13 protein-coding genes and 1 riboswitch are annotated in these 17,168 nt (G+C 38.4%); of the genes, 4 read left to right on the top strand and 9 right to left on the bottom strand.

Going from position 1 to position 17,168, the window contains the following annotated elements; genetic code table 11:
* Positions 1–35: 35 nt before the first annotated feature.
* Complete coding sequence (gene treC / locus MKY06_RS04910) at positions 36–1,721, bottom strand: alpha,alpha-phosphotrehalase (protein WP_098399671.1); 1,686 nt, start codon at positions 1,719–1,721, stop codon at positions 36–38.
* A gap of 15 nt (positions 1,722–1,736) precedes the next feature.
* Entirely contained in the window at positions 1,737–3,200 is a 1,464-nt protein-coding gene (treP, locus tag MKY06_RS04905; RefSeq protein ID WP_053486886.1) for a PTS system trehalose-specific EIIBC component, read from the bottom strand.
* Positions 3,201–3,399: 199 nt separating this feature from the next.
* Here treP and MKY06_RS04900 point away from each other — a divergent pair, with 199 nt between their 5' ends.
* Positions 3,400–3,576: a YvzF family protein gene (locus MKY06_RS04900; RefSeq protein ID WP_013055663.1), complete on the top strand. Its 177-nt coding sequence runs from the start codon at positions 3,400–3,402 to the stop codon at positions 3,574–3,576.
* Positions 3,577–3,614: 38 nt separating this feature from the next.
* Here the strand turns inward: MKY06_RS04900 and aroD are convergent, their stop codons facing one another.
* The 3 genes from aroD to MKY06_RS04885 all read right to left on the bottom strand — a co-directional run bounded on the left by aroD (position 3,615) and on the right by MKY06_RS04885 (position 7,706).
* Entirely contained in the window at positions 3,615–4,400 is a 786-nt protein-coding gene (gene aroD, locus MKY06_RS04895; protein ID WP_272812201.1) for a type I 3-dehydroquinate dehydratase, read from the bottom strand.
* Positions 4,401–4,466: 66 nt separating this feature from the next.
* On the bottom strand, positions 4,467–6,224 hold the full coding sequence (locus MKY06_RS04890) for a thiamine pyrophosphate-binding protein (protein ID WP_013055661.1): 1,758 nt from the start codon (positions 6,222–6,224) through the stop codon (positions 4,467–4,469).
* Positions 6,225–6,275: 51 nt separating this feature from the next.
* The gene (locus tag MKY06_RS04885) at positions 6,276–7,706 is read right to left on the bottom strand and encodes an aldehyde dehydrogenase family protein (protein WP_098980057.1); all 1,431 of its coding nucleotides are present in this window, start codon (positions 7,704–7,706) and stop codon (positions 6,276–6,278) included.
* Positions 7,707–8,252: 546 nt separating this feature from the next.
* Between MKY06_RS04885 and MKY06_RS04880 the strand changes: the two genes are divergently transcribed.
* Positions 8,253–8,810 carry a shikimate kinase gene (locus tag MKY06_RS04880; protein WP_013055659.1) on the top strand — a complete coding sequence of 186 codons (558 nt, stop codon included), beginning with the start codon at positions 8,253–8,255 and terminating at the stop codon, positions 8,808–8,810.
* Between the two features lie 24 nt (positions 8,811–8,834).
* Here the strand turns inward: MKY06_RS04880 and MKY06_RS04875 are convergent, their stop codons facing one another.
* The 3 genes from MKY06_RS04875 to MKY06_RS04865 all read right to left on the bottom strand — a co-directional run bounded on the left by MKY06_RS04875 (position 8,835) and on the right by MKY06_RS04865 (position 13,289).
* Positions 8,835–9,866: a LacI family DNA-binding transcriptional regulator gene (locus MKY06_RS04875; protein WP_029324892.1), complete on the bottom strand. Its 1,032-nt coding sequence runs from the start codon at positions 9,864–9,866 to the stop codon at positions 8,835–8,837.
* Between the two features lie 149 nt (positions 9,867–10,015).
* Entirely contained in the window at positions 10,016–11,341 is a 1,326-nt protein-coding gene (locus tag MKY06_RS04870) for an NCS2 family permease (protein ID WP_289911773.1), read from the bottom strand.
* 604 nt (positions 11,342–11,945) lie between these two features.
* Positions 11,946–13,289 carry a 5'-deoxyadenosine deaminase gene (locus tag MKY06_RS04865; protein ID WP_029324890.1) on the bottom strand — a complete coding sequence of 448 codons (1,344 nt, stop codon included), beginning with the start codon at positions 13,287–13,289 and terminating at the stop codon, positions 11,946–11,948.
* Positions 13,290–13,811: 522 nt separating this feature from the next.
* On the opposite strand from MKY06_RS04865, the gene MKY06_RS04860 reads away from it, so the two are divergent.
* Both MKY06_RS04860 and MKY06_RS04855 read left to right on the top strand, forming a co-directional pair.
* Complete coding sequence (locus MKY06_RS04860) at positions 13,812–14,381, top strand: YkoF family thiamine/hydroxymethylpyrimidine-binding protein (protein ID WP_289911772.1); 570 nt, start codon at positions 13,812–13,814, stop codon at positions 14,379–14,381.
* Positions 14,382–14,434: 53 nt separating this feature from the next.
* Positions 14,435–15,064 carry a hypothetical protein gene (locus MKY06_RS04855; RefSeq protein WP_098602359.1) on the top strand — a complete coding sequence of 210 codons (630 nt, stop codon included), beginning with the start codon at positions 14,435–14,437 and terminating at the stop codon, positions 15,062–15,064.
* A 243-nt stretch (positions 15,065–15,307) separates the two neighbouring features.
* A riboswitch (SAM riboswitch) is annotated at positions 15,308–15,407 on the bottom strand.
* A gap of 169 nt (positions 15,408–15,576) precedes the next feature.
* On the opposite strand, the gene MKY06_RS04850 is transcribed toward MKY06_RS04855, so the two are convergent.
* Positions 15,577–16,896: an aspartate aminotransferase family protein gene (locus tag MKY06_RS04850; RefSeq protein ID WP_013055652.1), complete on the bottom strand. Its 1,320-nt coding sequence runs from the start codon at positions 16,894–16,896 to the stop codon at positions 15,577–15,579.
* Positions 16,897–17,168: the final 272 nt, after the last annotated feature.

Genomic DNA, 17,168 nt, shown 5'->3' with positions numbered 1-17,168 from the left:
TAGATTGTCACCCATCGTTCTTTTTACTTTTTTCTCTATTTTTTTAAATGATACACGATTGATTCATACGGCCGAAGTAAGACTTGCTTGAATTCCTTTGATGAATCTTTGTAGTTAGACAGCAATATTTCACTATGATATCCTTCAAAAGTTATATCTTCTGGCAGTTCAAAGGCTGTTTCGCTGCCGTAGAAATTATTTATCACCAACAGCTTTTCATCTGCTCCATTTCGGATATAAGCGAAAATCTGCTCGTCTTCTCCAAGAATCAATTCATAGTTTCCATAGGTGATAATGTCGTACTGCTTGCGTAATGCAATAAGTTTTTGATAAAAATAAAAAATTGAATCTTCATCATCTAACGCTTTTTCTACATTAATTTCACGGTAGTTATCGGCCGGATTGATCCATGGAGTTCCTTTTGTAAAACCTGCATTTGGCTCATCGCCCCATTGCACTGGTGTACGGGAATTATCTCTTGATTTATGTTTTAAAATCTCCAAAATTTCATTTTCGTTCATTCCTTGTGCACGTTTTATCTCATACACATTTAATGACTCCACATCTCTATATTCATCAATAGAGGAAAACTTCGGGTTTGTCATACCTATTTCTTCCCCTTGATAAATATAAGGTGTTCCCTGCATCAGATGAATCGTTGCAGCGAGCATTTTGGCAGATTTATTATGATAGAGTTCATCGTTTCCATAGCGGGAAACAACGCGAGGCTGATCATGGTTGCACCAAAATAGTGCATTCCATCCCCCTCCTTTATTCATCTCCGTTTGCCAAGTTGATAAAATCTCTTTTAATTTAATGAAATCAAAATCTGCTAGCGCCCACTTTTCTCCGTTTGGGTAATCGACTTTCAAATGATGAAAATTAAACGTCATGCTAAGCTCGCCCCGGTCCGGATGAGAATATTGAATACAGTGGTCAACCGTTGTCGACGACATTTCCCCAACGGTCATGCTATCGTATTTTGAAAAAACTTCTTGATTCATTTCTCGCATATATTCGTGAACGCGAGGACCGTCGGTATAAAATTTCCGTCCATCTCCTGGCGCGATAGAACCATCATCATCTAAAAAGCGCTGATCTTTTGAAATTAAGTTAATAACGTCCAGACGAAATCCATCTACTCCTTTTTCAAACCAAAACGTCATCATATCGTACACGCTGCGGCGCACACGCTCATTTTCCCAGTTCAAATCCGCTTGCGTGACATCAAACAAATGCAGATAGGATTGTTCTGTCAACTTATCATGCTCCCACGCCGAACCTCCAAATTTTGAAACCCAATTCGTCGGAGCACTTCCATCTTCTTTTTGATCTTTCCAAATATAAAAATCTCTGTACGGGTTATCTTTCGATTTTTTAGCTTCTTGAAACCATTCATGTTCAGTTGACGTATGATTAACGACAATATCCATGATGATTTTAAGATCCCGCTTATGCGCTTCTGTTATTAAACGATCGAAGTCCTCCATTGTTCCGTATTCTTCTTGAATAACAAAATAATCACTTATATCATATCCATTATCCCGCTGCGGCGATTTATAAATTGGCGTTAGCCACACAACGTCTACACCAAGCTTTTTCAAATAATCTAGCTTTTCAATAATACCAGCTATATCACCCACGCCGTTGCCAGTCGTATCGTAAAAGCTTTTAGGATAAATTTGATAGACAACCGATTTTTTCCACCAAGGTTCTTGCATTTTTAACACCACCATTTAATTCTTTGGATTATGTTGAAACGATTCTGTAGCCGCGACAGTTGATGTAACGGTTGATTTTTTCTGAAGCTTTCCAAGTGTTAACGTTAAAAGAAACGGCACCACAATTACGATTACCATTCCAATAATGAAAGCTGACCAGCTCTGTGGAACAATCGATAACGGAGCTGGGATACCACCAATTCCCACCGATGCTGCTTTCACTCCCGCTACGGATATGACGACACCTGCAATAGCTGAACCAATCACTGCAGAAATAAAAGCAAATCTAAAGCGTAAATTCACGCCAAACATTGCAGGCTCCGTAATGCCAAGCCACGCTGAAATCCCTGACGTTAAAGACAGTCCTTTTAATTTCTCATCGTCTTTTGAAAGAACCATTATCGCGAAAGCCGCAGAGCCTTGTGCAATATTAGATAATGCTACCATCGGCCATAAGAACGTACTTCCTACGCTTCCAATCAGCTGTAAATCTACGGCCAAAAATGTATGATGCATGCCTGTAATAACAAGGGGAGCATATAAGCCTCCGTATACAAGCCCTCCAATAAATGGAGCCGTTTTAAACAGCCATACAACTGCACCTGTAATCACATTTCCTATTGCAAATGTAATCGGACCAATCACAATAAAAGCGAGAAACCCTGTTACTAAAAGAGCTACAGGCGCTACAATTAAAAGCTGAAAACCATCCGGTATTCGTTTTCGTAAAAACAATTCGATTTTAGCTAACACAAACGAAGCAGCTAGCACAGGTAAAACCTGCCCCTGATAGCCAACTTTCTCAACGTGCAGACCGAATAAATTCCACGTATCGATGCTTCCTTTTTTTAATGCTTCTCCATAAGACCAGGCATTTAGCAAATCAGGATGGACCAGCATGAGCCCAAGGACAATTCCAAATAAAGGACTTCCTCCAAAACGCGTAACAGCTGACCATCCTATAAGAGCCGGCAAAAAGGCAAAAGCCGTATTAGCAATTAAATTAATCATGCTCGCGAAGTCTTTCCACTGTGTATGAACATCTACGATAGATTTATCATCGTAAAAAATTCCGGCGCCTGTTAATACATTATTGATTCCCATTAATAAACCCGCGGTTACGATAGCCGGTAAAATGGGAATAAAAATGTCAGCTAATGTTTTTATTGCGCGCTGCAGAGGATTTAAGTTTTTAGCCGCTTCGTTTTTCACTTCCTCTTTTGACAGTTCACCTATTCCTGTAAGCGTCACCATTTCTTTATATACTTTATCAACCGTGCCTTGACCAATAACAACTTGAAACTGGCCGTTTGTAGAAAAAGATCCTTTTACTAATTCGTGCTCATCTAGCATACGTTGATTGACTTTACCTTCATCTTTTAAAACAAGTCGAAGACGCGTTACACAATGCGTTGCAGCAGAGATATTTTCTTTTCCGCCAACGGCTTCTACAATGCGTTCAACAGATTCTCGATTCATGTCTTTTCCCCCTTGTTTCCGTTTTCATTTTACTCCTGTATTTCCTATCCCCCATATAAATCTCACCGCAAACCTGTATATACAAGTTTTATGTTTTTATTCTAACCTGTATATACAAGATCGTCAACAAAAATAAAATTACTTCTTTTTCATTTCATGATATAGTCAAAAAGCAAAGTATATGGAAGGAGACGTTACAATGCTGCAAGTAAGATTAATGGGAAAACAAGAAGAAATTAATGAAGCGATCAAACAGTTTGCACAGAACTACCATATAGAACATCAGTCAAAAGAATATACGCGAAGCGCTAATCCAAAGTACGAGCGCAAAAAAGATACTCGGGTGTATCTTTCCATGCATTTAAAGGATAAATAAAAAGCACAAGAGCATAGCATGCTCTTGTGCTTTTTATTTTACATCGAAACAATTTGATGGGAATGATAGTTCTCAGGATCCGTAACTTTTTTTGTTAACTGAATTATTTTTCGTAATTCATCAATTGGAACTTGCCCAGGAGCTGAGCTGCTTTTCCCTACAGCGAAAGTAACAGAAGAGCCATACATCCACCCGACGATTCGGGTAATAGCTCCTAACCCTCCCATCGACATGGTAATGAGAGGAATGCTGAGCTCTTTTTCAGCCTCTCTTGTAGCTTCTAATAAAGTTAAAACATCTTGATTGTTCTGAGGCATGACAGCTGCTTTCGCTGCATCTGCTCCGTAAAATTCAGCTAGAAATAAGCTTTTAAAAATTTCCGCTTTAGGAGGAGTAAAAGAAAAATTATGATAAGAAAGTACAAGTTTCTTATTATTTTCCTTGGAAACTTCACGTAAATAGCGGATATGCTCTGGCTGATTTGATACTTCAAAATCAATAATTGCTACATATGGATGCTTACATACCTCTGCAAGTATCGCTGCTACTTCCTTTTCTGATAAGGAAATAGGCTGCCCCCCTTCTTTTTGAGAACGTACAGTAAGCAAAATAGGCGTGCGCTCGCCATTTTCATATATATCTTTAGCTGCAGAAAGGACGCTGTTTATATCTTGAATTTCTTCGTAAAAATCTAAGCGCCATTCAATTATATCCGGTTTTTTTAATAGAATTTCCGCTAGTTCTGTTAAAAGCTCTTTGCGATCTTTGCCCACTAAAGGCGTACAAATAGATGGAGAATGAGTTCCTTCTCCTCGTCCTAACATAGGAACAGCTCCTTTTTATCAAAGTTAAATGTTTCCGTTTTCATTTCAGCATTTGTTCCATACTTGTTAAACAGATACATGGTGTACTTTCTTATCCGGTGAGTAAATATCCATGATGTTCCAATGTCCTGACGTTGGTACAGGATTGTTTAACATCGCTACATCAATTACAACTGGTTTATTAGAAGCAACAGCTCTTTGAAGTGCCGGTTTAAACTCTTCGGCTGATTGAATTTTTATGCCTTCTACTCCATAAGCTTTAGCGATACTTGCAAAGTCAGGAGAATATACCTCTCCATCTTTTTCAAATATCGTGCCTAGAGTGGTTCCAAAATGTGCTTTTTGCAGTCCCGCGATCGTACCAAACGCAAAGTTGTTCATAATGATCCAAACCACAGGAATATTCTCTTCGGCTGCCGTAGCAAGCACAGCTGGATTTTGGCCGAATCCCCCGTCTCCTACTAGAGAAACAACTACTTTATCAGGCTGAGCTACCTTTGCTCCTAAAGCTGCCGGCGCTCCAAATCCCATTGTGGCAAAGCCTCCTGGAGTTAATATACTTCCAGCTTCATAGATTGGAAACTGCTGTCCTACCCCATTCTTATTCCAGCCTACATCAGTAGTAATATAGGCATCTTTCGGCAGGACTTCGCGAACTTCATTTAAAATTCGCTGCGGCTGCATTGGGAATGAATTGTCGTGAATATATTCTTCATTGCTAGCTTTAAACTCTTCACGATAAGAAGCAATCTCTTTGATTAATGCTTCATTTTTTACTCCTTCCGGAATAAGCTGTTTAGCTACGCGATTTAAGACTTTAAGGGCTTGTTTTAAATCAGCCACTGCACCGATTTCGGCAGGGTAATTACGCCCTATCTCGCTAGGATCAATATCAATATGAAGCAATTTTGTTTGTGAAAAATCAAACGTATATTCCGGCTCCCAGGAGCTAGAATCTGCTTCTGCAAATCGTGTTCCTAATGCTAAAATATAATCAGCAGTCCGACACTTTTCATTAATAAACTTCGTGCCCCAAAAACCAGTCATCCCTAGAGTCAAGTCATGATCATCTGGAAGTGCTCCTTTGCCCATTAAGGAGTGGGCTACCGGAATGTTCAAGTGGTCCACAAGCTCTTTTAATTCATTTGCTGCATCTGCTAATAGGATGCCTCCGCCTACATATAACACTGGATTTTTAGCATTAATTAATTTTTGTACAATACTCTTTGCCGTTTCATCATCGATAGAAGGTTTTTGCAAAGATTTCGTTTGGCGATGCAATCGGTCAAATAAAGAAACATCGATCTTTTTTGAAAAGATATCCATAGGTACAGATACTAATACGGGGCCAGGATTTCCGCTTTCCGCTAGTAAAAATGCTTTCTCTAATATTTCTGGAAATAAATCTGGACGGTCAACTCTCCATGCACGCTTAACGAATGGACGATAAATTTCATATTGCGAAGCATCAGCATGTAAATTTACCTCTTGATGCGGATGCTTTCCATAATAATGAGTAGGAACATCACCAGCGATGACAACCATTGGAATTGAATCTAACGCTGCATTGGCTACACCTGTAGCAGCATTTGTTAAGCCAGGACCTAAGTGACTTAATACTACTGCTGCTTTTTTCGTCACACGTGCATAGCCATCAGCTGCATGCGCTGCAATTTGTTCGTGTCGAACGTTTATAAATTTAATTTTGCTTTCTTCTAAGGCTGTTAGTACCGCTATGTTTGTATGACCACACAAACCAAAAATATGCTCGATGCCTCGTTCCTCAAGATAATTTACTAATTGATGTGATATTAATTTTTCCATTGTATATCCTCCTTTAAATTCACTATATATTTTTTCAGGTAATAAACTCAGCTACGATAGCTGCAGGACAATCATTTTTATTTCTGTCATATCTTCAATCGCAAATCGAGGTCCTTCTCTACCAACGCCGCTGTCTTTTATCCCGCCGTACGGCCAATGGTCGAGTCGAAAATTAGAGGTCCCATTAATCACAACTCCTCCTACTTCTAAAGATTCAGCAACACGGTAAGCTAAATCCATTTGATTTGTAAACAGCCCTGCTTGCAAACCGAATGATGAATCATTTGTTTCCCGAATAGCCTCTTCAATATCTTGATAAGGAATAATGCTTACCACAGGCCCAAACACTTCTTGACACACTACTTTGCTTTGTTTAGGAGGATTTAATAGAACAGTAGGTTCTATAGAAGCCCCTGTCTTTTTGCCGCCGCATATCAGCTCTGCACCTAGATCGACTGCTTCTTCAATCCAAGCCAAAACTCGGTTTGCTGCTTTTTCATCTACTAAACATCCAACATCCGTCTGCGGCAGCAGAGGATCACCAACTTTTAAAGACGTTACCTCATTCTTCAGAAGCTCTGTAAATTCAGAAACAACTGAGTCATGTACATAAATACGCTGAACTGAAATACAGCTTTGACCGGAGTTGCTAAACCCTGTTCTCCCGCACATTTCAGCAGCTTTCTTAATGTCGGCATCTTCATGAACAATTGTTGAAGCATTTCCTCCTAATTCTAGAAGCACTTTTTTCATTCCAGCCAGTTCACATATATTTCTGCTTGCCACTGTTCCACCGGTAAAAGAAATTATATTTACACGGTCATCTTTTACGATTTGCTGTCCTGTTTCTACTCCCCCTAAAACCATATTAATAGCGCATTCAGGCATTCCAGCTTCTAATAATAGAGCTATAAATTCTGAAGCAACTAAGGTTGTTTGGGGAGCCGGTTTTAAAATAACACTGTTGCCAGCAGCAAAAGCTGGTCCAATTTTGTGGCATACTAAATTCAAAGGTGCGTTAAAAGGAGTAATAGCAGCAACAACCCCGACAGGCACACGGAATGTCGAAGCTATCGCTTTTCCCCCTCGTTCGGAAGCATCTCCTGGTATCGTTTCACCGATAAGCCTTTTTGCTTCTTCCGCAGATTGTTCTAATGTTTCTACAGATCGAGATACTTCATCCAACGTATTCTTCAACGGTTTTCCTAACTCATTTGAGATGAGAGAAGCAAACTTTTCTTTTTGCTTTTCCAAAAGCCGTGCTGCTTCTTTTAAAATTTTGGCTCTTTCATAAGAAGACAGACTCGCAATTGTTTTTTTAGCTTCATAGGCGGCTGATAGCGCTCGTTCAACATCTTCTGGCGTTGCTATAATTTGCTCACCAATTACTTCCTGCGAATATGGACTTTTAATACTTACTGCTGATCGATTACCTTCAAGCCATTCTTTATTTACATAAGGTCTTGCTCGTCTAAAGCTCATTGTTATCTCTCCTTTTAACAATTGACCTGACTGCTATTTTTAGATCGATCTATTTTTATATTTAGATCGATCTAAAATTTAATGCAGTTTTCTATAAATCCTATTGATTTAAAGTAATAACTCGTTTTGTAAACGTTATCATAATCCTACAACAGAAATTTTAATCTAGCAATAGAAAATTAAAGAATTTTCTAAAAATATTCATTGATCCTGAGTTCAGTTTGCCTATACTCGCTTACGTAGTCTCACATTCACTTCCTTTTTTTCTTACATACACTGCAGGAGTATGTAAGATAGCAGCACTGTCAATATGACAAAGATTTATGATTGTGATCGAGCTTAACTATTACTTATTTGTTTTCGTTACAGCGTATCACCATCTGTTGACTAACAAAAATTTTATAAACGTGAGCTGATACTTGCTTCTTAGGACATAATATACCTTTCACTGTTTTTACAAACAGTAAAATTTGTATTATAATTCTAATAACTAAAATACAAAATAATAAGTTTTTTATTGTTAAAAACAGAAAGAGGCTTTGAAAAATGACTTACAGCGAGATGTCTCTTAGAGAAAAAAGCATTGTATTTATTGGCTTTATGGGCGTAGGTAAAACAACAATCGGCGAACTAGTCGCTAAGAAATTATACAGAGATTTTGTCGATATAGACCAAGAAATTGAAAAAATGTTTCAAATGCCTACATCACAAATTTTTAAAGAGTTTGGTGAAGAGTTTTTCCGAAATAAAGAAAAAGAAGTAATTAGCCAGTTATCTCAGCAGCGTTTAAAAATTATATCCGTTGGCGGAGGCGCATTTCTTCAAGAAGAAATTCAAAAAATATGCTTATCAAATTGTATTGTATTCTTTTTAGACCTTTCATGGGATTCGTGGAAAGAGCGCATCAGCCTTATTATTGACAGTCGCCCTGTTTTACAAGGAAGAAGTCTAGAGGATATTGAAGAATTATTCTATACGCGACAAGCAATTTATTCCAACCACCACTCCAAAGTAGAAACTGACAATTTGGATATTGAAGAAGTAGCAAATTATATTGTTGATTCCCTGAAAATGGCTTGGGATATTTATGAACCGTCTAAATAATTCACAAGGAAAAGAAGCAGTTCATTAACTGCTTCTTTTTTTTGATGACGATTCTCGAACAACTAACTGAGGCGTTAAAATAATGCGATGATGATGTTCTTTTTTATCAACAATTTGGTTATGAAGACACCGTGCAGCATCTTTTCCTATTTGTCTTGCAAAAGAAGAGACGGTTGTTAGAGTAGGGTGACATACGGATGATTCCATGACATTATCAAATCCCACTACCGCTATATCTTCTCCCGGAACAATCCCTTTCTCTTTTAAACCTTGCATAACACCAAATGCAACTAAGTCGCTAAAACAAAAAACTGCTGTTGGAGGTTCAGAAATGTTCAATACTTGATGAGCAGCTTCTACACCGCCGCTTCTTGTCGGACCGCTCGGAATAACAAGCTCTTCATCAATAGAAATCCCTGCGTTCTCCAGAGCCAACCGGTAACCTTCCATTCGTTCCTTCCACGTTGTAGAACCCGTTGTTCCTCCTAAAAATGCAATTCTTTTGTGTCCCTGTTGAAGTAGATGTTGAACCGCTTTTTGAACGCCTAAGCTATAATCTACCCCTACATAATCTGACTCCACCTCAGGCAATTCCCTTACTGCTAGTACTGAAGGAACATCTAAATGCTGAATTTTTCTTATCGTATCTTCCGATGTACCCGCAACAGGACATAAAATAATGCCTCCTACCCGATGCTCTAGCATCGTAGAAAGCAGCTGATCCTGTCGATTATCCGAATCAAACGTCGTACCTAAAAACACCGTATACCCGTCTTTCTCGAGCTCCTCATGTACTCCAATTAACAATTCTGTAAAAAACGTATTAGATATATCCGTAATAATAACTCCGATTGTTGATGAAGTTTGAGATCTTAAATTTGCTGCAATTCGGTCATATACGTATCCTAACTCTTTCATCGAAGCTAGAACTTTTTTCCTTGTTTTTTCAGAAACACTTGGACTATTTCGCACAATAAGCGAAGCGGTAGCTCGAGATACTCCCGCGTGTTCTGCCACTTGTTGTAAGGTTACACGTTTGCGTTTACTTTGTTTCAATTTATTCCACCAACCCTTTATAACGCACCTTTTATAATTATTTTACAATTATCTAAAATAAAAGAAAAGCTTCATTCTTTTACGATGTTCCCTGACAAGGACTCAGTAACAAAAAAAGACGTAGCTTAATGCTACGTCTTTTTTCATTCCTAATGGGAACTCATATAAAAATTGATAAAAAAGGCAATGGTGATTACATACATCATCCAATGAATTTCGCGATGGCGTCCTGTAAACAGTTTAATCGCTGTGTATGAAATGAAGCCGAATGCTAACCCTTCTGCAATGCTGTAGGTTAACGGCATCATGACAATTGTTAAGAAAGCGGGAACAACCTCAGTAAAATCGTCGAAGTTAACGTTTCGAATGTCACTTAGCATAAGCGAACCAATAATAATGAGTGCTGGAGCAGTAGCAACGCTTGGGATAAATTGAATGAGCGGTGCAAAAAACAAGGTAAATATAAATAAGATGGCAACCGTTAATGCCTTTAAGCCGGTACGTCCTCCTTCTGCAATACCTGTTGCATTTTCAATATACGTATTTAACGCTGTGCTTCCAAAAATAGCACTCGCCATTGTACCGATTGAATCCGCTGCAAGCGCACGGTTTAATCCTGGAATTTTACCGTTTTTATCTACTAAGTTTGCTTTTTTAGATAGTCCAATCAATGTCGCTAGCGTATCAAATAATTCTACGATGGTGAAAGAAAATACAACTGAAAAAATACCGTAGGCAACTGCACCTTTTAAATCCATTTGAAAGAATGTTTCTCCGACGCTTGGCGGCGTAGCTGAAAAGACGTCTTTCACCGAATGAGGAACTGCTTGTACTCCTACAATCATCGCTAATATTGTCGTAGCAAAAATACTTATAATGAGAGCGCCTTTTACATTTTTAGCCATCAGCACAGCTGCTAATATCAGCCCAAAAATAGCCAGTAAGGGGCCTTTATCCATGACATTTCCAAGCCCTACAAAAGTAGACTCGTTTGCCACAACTAATCCAGCGTTTTTCAAACCGATAAACGCAACAAAAAGACCAATTCCAACTGCTATTGAAGACTTTAATACGTTCGGAATGGCATCAATAATCTTTCCACGTATTCCTGTTACCGTTAAAACAAAAAATAAGACCCCGGATATAAAAACTGCTCCAAGTGCCGTTTGCCATGACAATCCTTGTCCTAATACTACTGAATACGTAAAAAACGCATTTAAACCCATCCCTGGACCGGTTACAATCGGGAAGTTTGCCCACAGGGACATCAGTAACGTACTAAATACAATGGCGTAAATGGTAGCTGCAAGAGCCGCTTCACGGGGGATACCCGCGTCAGACATGATAATGGGGTTGACGATTACCATATAACTGACCGTCATAAAAGTTGTAAGTCCTGCTAGTATTTCTTGTTTTGGTGTTGTGTTGCGCTCTGATAGTTTAAACAAGCGCTCTAATATTCCGTTACGCTCCAACACGCGCGCCTCCCTACTTCTAAAAAAAATAAAAAACCCTACCTATTCAAATGTCCTAAAAAGGACACGATTTAGGAGGATTTTACGTTACAAAGTAAAATCTTTTGTCCTATTATAGTCTTAATTTGTAGATATGCAAAGGTAGAAAACGCTATCATTATAAAAATTTTTATCTTCCGTTAGTTTGGAATTTTGAAAATTTATTTCTTCTATCCCTTTAGTCTGTGGCAAGAGTGCTCTTTTTAATCATTTATACAAAAAAAGAGATTGAGACATAACTAAATCAATCCCATCTAAAGACGATCAAATTGGATAGATGATCTGGACTGCTTGTGACACCACTGTTGATTTCCGTACAAGGCTTCGCTTTCCGCGGCCGGCCGATGAGCCTTCTCGTTGCTTGCGCTCCTGCGGGAGTCTCATCCCTTCCGCTTTTCCCGCAGGATTCTACGCCTTGTCTCCCATCAACAGCTAGAAGCAACTAAACAGATTAAACCCACGTTCACCATGACAACAAAAAACTCGAATTATTAATCAATAATTCGAGTTTTACTTCAACTAAAATACTTTTATCCCGGCCTCTTCTTTGTTTTACATCTTATGATTATGAAATTAAAAGCGGGATTCTTTTTAAAAGACGATCAATCGAATGATTTGCTTCTTTCAATACAATTCCTTGGTCAATTGTTTTCAGCACGCGATTTTCCATCACAATTTCTCCATCAACCATCGTTAGTTCTACATCTCCTCGCGTTGCTGAATACACAACTCTGGAAATAGGGTCTACGCCGTAAGATGGAAAGGTATGAAGCTGATTTAAATTTAAAATAGCAAGATCCGCTTTTTTCCCGACCTCTAAACTTCCAATTTCTTTTTCAAGCCCAACTGCTTTCGCTCCGCCGATTGTAGCCATTTCTAGCACGTGCTTTGCATTCATGGCCGTTGGTCCGTACGAGGGTTTATGAATCGTAGCCGCCAGCCTCATTTCGTTGAACATATCCAAATTATTATTACAAGGAGCACCATCAGCGCCAAGACTTAAAAATACACCTTGCTCTAATAAACCGGGCACATCTGCGATTCCGGATGCAAGTTTTAAGTTTGATCCTGGGCAATGACTGACTTTTACTCCTTGATTCTTAATAATTTGCTTTTCTTGATCATTTAGCCACACACAGTGCGCTAAAATAAGGCGCTCATTGGCTAATCCTAAATGGTCTAAATACATAATATTTCTCATACCCGTTTCAGCTTCTACGATGCGAATTTCTTCTTGATTCTCAGAAGCATGAGTATGGACATGAACATTATAGGCAGCTGATAAATGGCTCACTTCACGCAGCAAATCTTCCGTACATGACAGCACAAATCTTGGGGAGAATGCGTATCGAATACGACCGTTATTTGAATTATGCCATTTTTCAAGCAGCTCTACACTTTCTTTGATCGAGTCAGCCGTTGTCTCCTGCAGAGCTTTTGGCAGATCATCGCCTTTTTTATCCATCATTACTTTTCCTGCAAGAGCTCGGATTCCACTTTGAGATATAGCTTGAAAAGCAGAGTCCGTATGATGAACAGTTTCCATATCTACAATTGTTGTAGTCCCGCTTTGAATGAGTTCGCCGATCCCTAACAGTGCTGAATAATAGATAGATTCTTCATCATGTGAAGCTTCAAGCGGCCATATTTTCTTCTTTAGCCAGTCTAGCAGCTCTAAATCATCTGCTTGCCCTCTAAAAAGCGTTTGACATAAATGAATATGAGTATGTATAAAGCCCGGCACAATTGTTTTATTTGCTGCGTCAATGACTTTATCTACCTTTTCCGGATGCAGGTTTTTCCCGATGGCTGCAATACGATTTCCAACAATATAAAGGTCACCGTAAATAATATCATTCTTCTCATTCATCGTAATAATCTCTGCATTTTTAATTAATGTGTGCGTCATACCTTCTTTCCCCTCTTTCGTAACATCTATCTATTTCTAGCTCAAGCCGAACACTAACATCTTCAAGCAATCTTTCTTACACTGGTCTTAAATATATATGGTGTATGCTCTGAGTTGAATAAGTGTAGGTAACCTCATGCGCGATAGAGAGTTTGGGTAAAAAAAATTCCTAGCTGATTATACAGCTAGGAGGTTGGATTTATGATAAAATCCCAAGTCCCTTTTTCAAGAGGTTATACGAAATCGCAGGAGAATAATGTGATCTTGTATTTATAATATGGTGTTTTCAGTCTATATACCAGCTTTTTGTCAGAAGTTCTAACATTGTTTTTTTATTCTTTTTTATTATGTGACTTTTCTTAACACCCTTATTTTTCATGTTATGCAATTTATTTTCGTTTCTTCTATGTAATATTTCCTAAAAATAAAGAATCTATCTTCTGTTTCTATACAAAACAGAAAAGTTATTTTATGATTTGTATGATTAAAAAACTACAAATCTATATTTTAGGGGTGATTAACTTGGAAAAAATAAATGTTGGCTGCCGTTTTACGCTTTCCGTTATGAGTGATAACTTTATCGATATTATTTTAGGCGCACTAAACGAAGTGGATATGTCTAAAGTTCAGCGAAAAACAGACCGTGTTAGTACGTTTATTGAAGGAACTGCCAAAGACGTATTTGGAGTTGTTCAAGCCGTTTATAAAAGTGCTGGAAAATCAGGAAAGCATATTGTGCTGAATGCCACGTTTTCAACAGGGCAGCACGAAGAATATTTCGAAGAAAGAAAAATAAAACCAAAAGAAAACATGTCTTCAAACCAACAGCTTTGTGCTTCGTTCCCTGTATCCACTCAATTTTCTTTGTATCCATTAGATACGCCGCATTATGTAGACATCATCAAAAGCGGAATTGGCGCAGTTAAACAACAGGGAGTATTTGCCGAAACCGTGCCTTTTGCAACAGCTTTAGAAGGAGATGTGGATAAAGTATTCGCTTCTCTATACGAATGTTTTATGAAATCTGTACAGCAAGCTCGTGTCGTGATGACAGTTAATATGTCAGCACACAGTCCTTCTTCAAAACGATAAATTACTTCTTATCTATTTATAAAGATAGAATACTAGAAAGGATTTATATAAATATGGCTACAAAAAGAACGTTTTTTTCTTTTTTCCTGATAAGTGCGTTATTATGTCTATTAGTCGTACCAAACTCTGTTATGGCTAGTGAAAAACCTGCACATTTAACGCTTGCTTCTTACACGCAGTTCTTGAAAGCGCAAAGTGATAAAAGTTCACTGTATGAATTTTCAAAACTGTCGCGTCAACAAAAACAAAAAGTTGTACAATCACTAAAGGATCCATCTCTGTTAAAAATGGAAATTGAAGAGACTAGCGGCACAGTCGAAGCTGCAAGTACAGCAGCATACGGAGCAAGAACGGCTTCACCTTTATTCAAAACAGCAGCTTATACGGCTTCTTATAAAGCGGCTGGATTTACAACAACAAAACTAACGGTGTATGTAGACTATTACACGAAAAACTCATCGGTGACTTCAGTCAAAAGTGTACGAGGCGTCGTCACGAAAAATGTAAACCCCCTTGTGTCTATTTCAAAAAAGAGCTCAAAATCTTGGGTGCAAAATAATCGAGCCTACGGGCGAATTGACTGGCAGTGGAAAATTGCAGCTAAAAATGCCGGAATCAAAAGACAAACTGCTTACGGTACAGCTTCCGGCGCTTCAGGCGGATCAACAGCTACAGTTAATTGATAAAGAGGAATAAATAATGAAAAAAATGATGTGGTGGATTGTTGGTATTACGATTGGAGTACTTTTACTAGGAATTCTGGTAGGTTATTTATCATTTTACAGCATATAAAAACAGCAGGTAATTTCGCCTGCTGTTTTTTATCTAAATGTCGTATTCTTGTCATAAAATTAAAACCTCCACTTACAGTGTCTAAGTGCCTGTAAGAAGAGGTTGGGATCACAATTGTTAGTAAGCCTGGTCTCTTCTTATCTTTCAAGCACTGCTTGTGGGAGTTGGCACGGTTCTATAAAGTCCGTTGCCGAGGTTTCAAAGGGCCTATCCCTCCACCTCTCTTGATAAGAAGTTTGTCGAATTTTGTTGATTTTTGTTGATAATTGTTGGTAAGATAAATATTATGTTACATGCTGCACAAACAGATGTCAACTACTTTTCAGAAAATTCTTTTCCCTCTAAAACTATGATATCGCTACCATTACTATGACAACTAGGTTACAAATATATAATTTTTTTATCACGCTTTTACAGCTGACTTTTTCTCAAAAGAAGTGATAGCCTCATCTAGCATGCGAATGCCGTCATCTATCTGTTCTTTTGTTACAGTAAGCGGAGGTACCATGCGAATAACTTCACTTGCATTTCCGCAAAAATAAAATAACACGCCTTTTTCTAAAGCTAAGTCCAAAATCTCGAATAAGGCGTCTCCATCGCCTTCTCCCGTATCCGGATTAACAATTTCAATTCCAATCATAAGTCCTAAACCACGGATATCCCCAATAATTGAATGTTTTTCCTTTAAAAGATGCAGCTTTTCTAACGCATAAGCGCCCATTTTTTTCGTATTATCCAGCAGTTGTTCTTCTTTCATCACTTCAAGAGTTGCAAGGGCTGCTGAACATCCAATAGGATTTCCTCCAAATGTTGTACTATGTGTGCCAAGGGGCCACTGCTTCATTAATTCTTGAGAAGCTACCGTTGCACTAAGCGGAATTCCAGAAGCAATTCCTTTTGCTATAGCCATAATATCTGGCACGACATCAAACGTTTGTCCAGCAAACCATTCGCCGGTACGGCCAAACCCTGTTTGCACTTCATCGAAAATAAGTAATATTCCGTGACGATCACAAATCTCTCTTAACTTCTTCATCCAACTTTTCGGAGGAATAATATAGCCGCCTTCTCCTAATACTGGTTCCAAAATAACGGCAGCCACTTCTTCAGGCGTGACTTGGTGCTTAAAGAGTATTTCAAAATCTTTTTCAAGCTTTTCAGTAAAGTACACATCGCTGTCTAGCTCCGCAGGGCACTCTTTTGGATTGGCATATGGAATCTGATACGTCAGTCCCGAAGGCTGCTGAAATTGTCTATATTTGCTTTTCGAGGTTGTAACACTTAAAGCTCCCATCGAGCGGCCATGAAAACACCCTAAAAAAGAAATAACATACGGACGCTTTGTGACATGTCTCGCTAATTTCAAGGCTCCTTCAATTGCTTCGGTGCCACTATTTCCAAAGAAAAAGCAGTCTAAATTGCCCGGCGTTACTTTTCCTAACTCATCGGCTAACTTTAATATCGATTCGTACATAATAACACCTGAAGGACCGTGCAATAATTGATCTGCTCCGTCTTTGATTGCTTTTACTACTTTCGGATGTCTGTGTCCTACATTTGTCGTAGCGATTCCGGAAGTAAAATCGAGATATTCTTTACCATCCAATCCATAATAATAGCATCCTTCTTCCTTCACAACGGGCAAATTCGGATGGTCTTTAGCCATCGTCGGTGCTAGCAATTCAGGCATTCTTTCAAATAAGTGACTCCAATCTTTTGACATACTACATCCTCCTTGAAATTATACAAATCAATTAATCTTATTCCGAAATATAGTTACTTATTAAACAATATTAGGAAATTCAGTTATACTAAACGCTTTAATAGAATAGTAATAAAACTTATTTTACTATGCATTTTTATTAAAATCAATTGTATAAATATTTATATATAAAATTAATATACGGGGTCTCATCCCTTCCGCTTTTCCCGCAGGAGTCTTCGCCTTTCCCTCCAATCAACTGCTAGAAGTACTTACATATATGAAACCTAGGT

It is taken from the genome of Priestia sp. FSL P4-0332 (genome assembly GCF_038005845.1).
GTDB lineage: Bacteria > Bacillota > Bacilli > Bacillales > Bacillaceae_H > Priestia.
This window is presented reverse-complemented; position numbering and strand designations above follow the sequence as displayed.

Bases quoted from the DNA above. Each gene is read 5' to 3' on its own strand.
- MKY06_RS04850 (WP_013055652.1), bottom strand. From the start codon at position 16,896: ATGTCAAAAGATTGGAGTCACTTATTTGAAAGAATGCCTGAATTGCTA.
- aroD (WP_272812201.1), bottom strand. From the start codon at position 4,400: ATGTTAGGACGAGGAGAAGGAACTCATTCTCCATCTATTTGTACGCCT.
- MKY06_RS04855 (WP_098602359.1), top strand. From the start codon at position 14,435: ATGGCTACAAAAAGAACGTTTTTTTCTTTTTTCCTGATAAGTGCGTTA.
- MKY06_RS04900 (WP_013055663.1), top strand. From the start codon at position 3,400: ATGCTGCAAGTAAGATTAATGGGAAAACAAGAAGAAATTAATGAAGCG.
- MKY06_RS04885 (WP_098980057.1), bottom strand. From the start codon at position 7,706: ATGAGCTTTAGACGAGCAAGACCTTATGTAAATAAAGAATGGCTTGAA.
- MKY06_RS04890 (WP_013055661.1), bottom strand. From the start codon at position 6,224: ATGGAAAAATTAATATCACATCAATTAGTAAATTATCTTGAGGAACGA.
- MKY06_RS04880 (WP_013055659.1), top strand. From the start codon at position 8,253: ATGACTTACAGCGAGATGTCTCTTAGAGAAAAAAGCATTGTATTTATT.
- treP (WP_053486886.1), bottom strand. From the start codon at position 3,200: ATGAATCGAGAATCTGTTGAACGCATTGTAGAAGCCGTTGGCGGAAAA.
- treC (WP_098399671.1), bottom strand. From the start codon at position 1,721: ATGCAAGAACCTTGGTGGAAAAAATCGGTTGTCTATCAAATTTATCCT.
- MKY06_RS04865 (WP_029324890.1), bottom strand. From the start codon at position 13,289: ATGACGCACACATTAATTAAAAATGCAGAGATTATTACGATGAATGAG.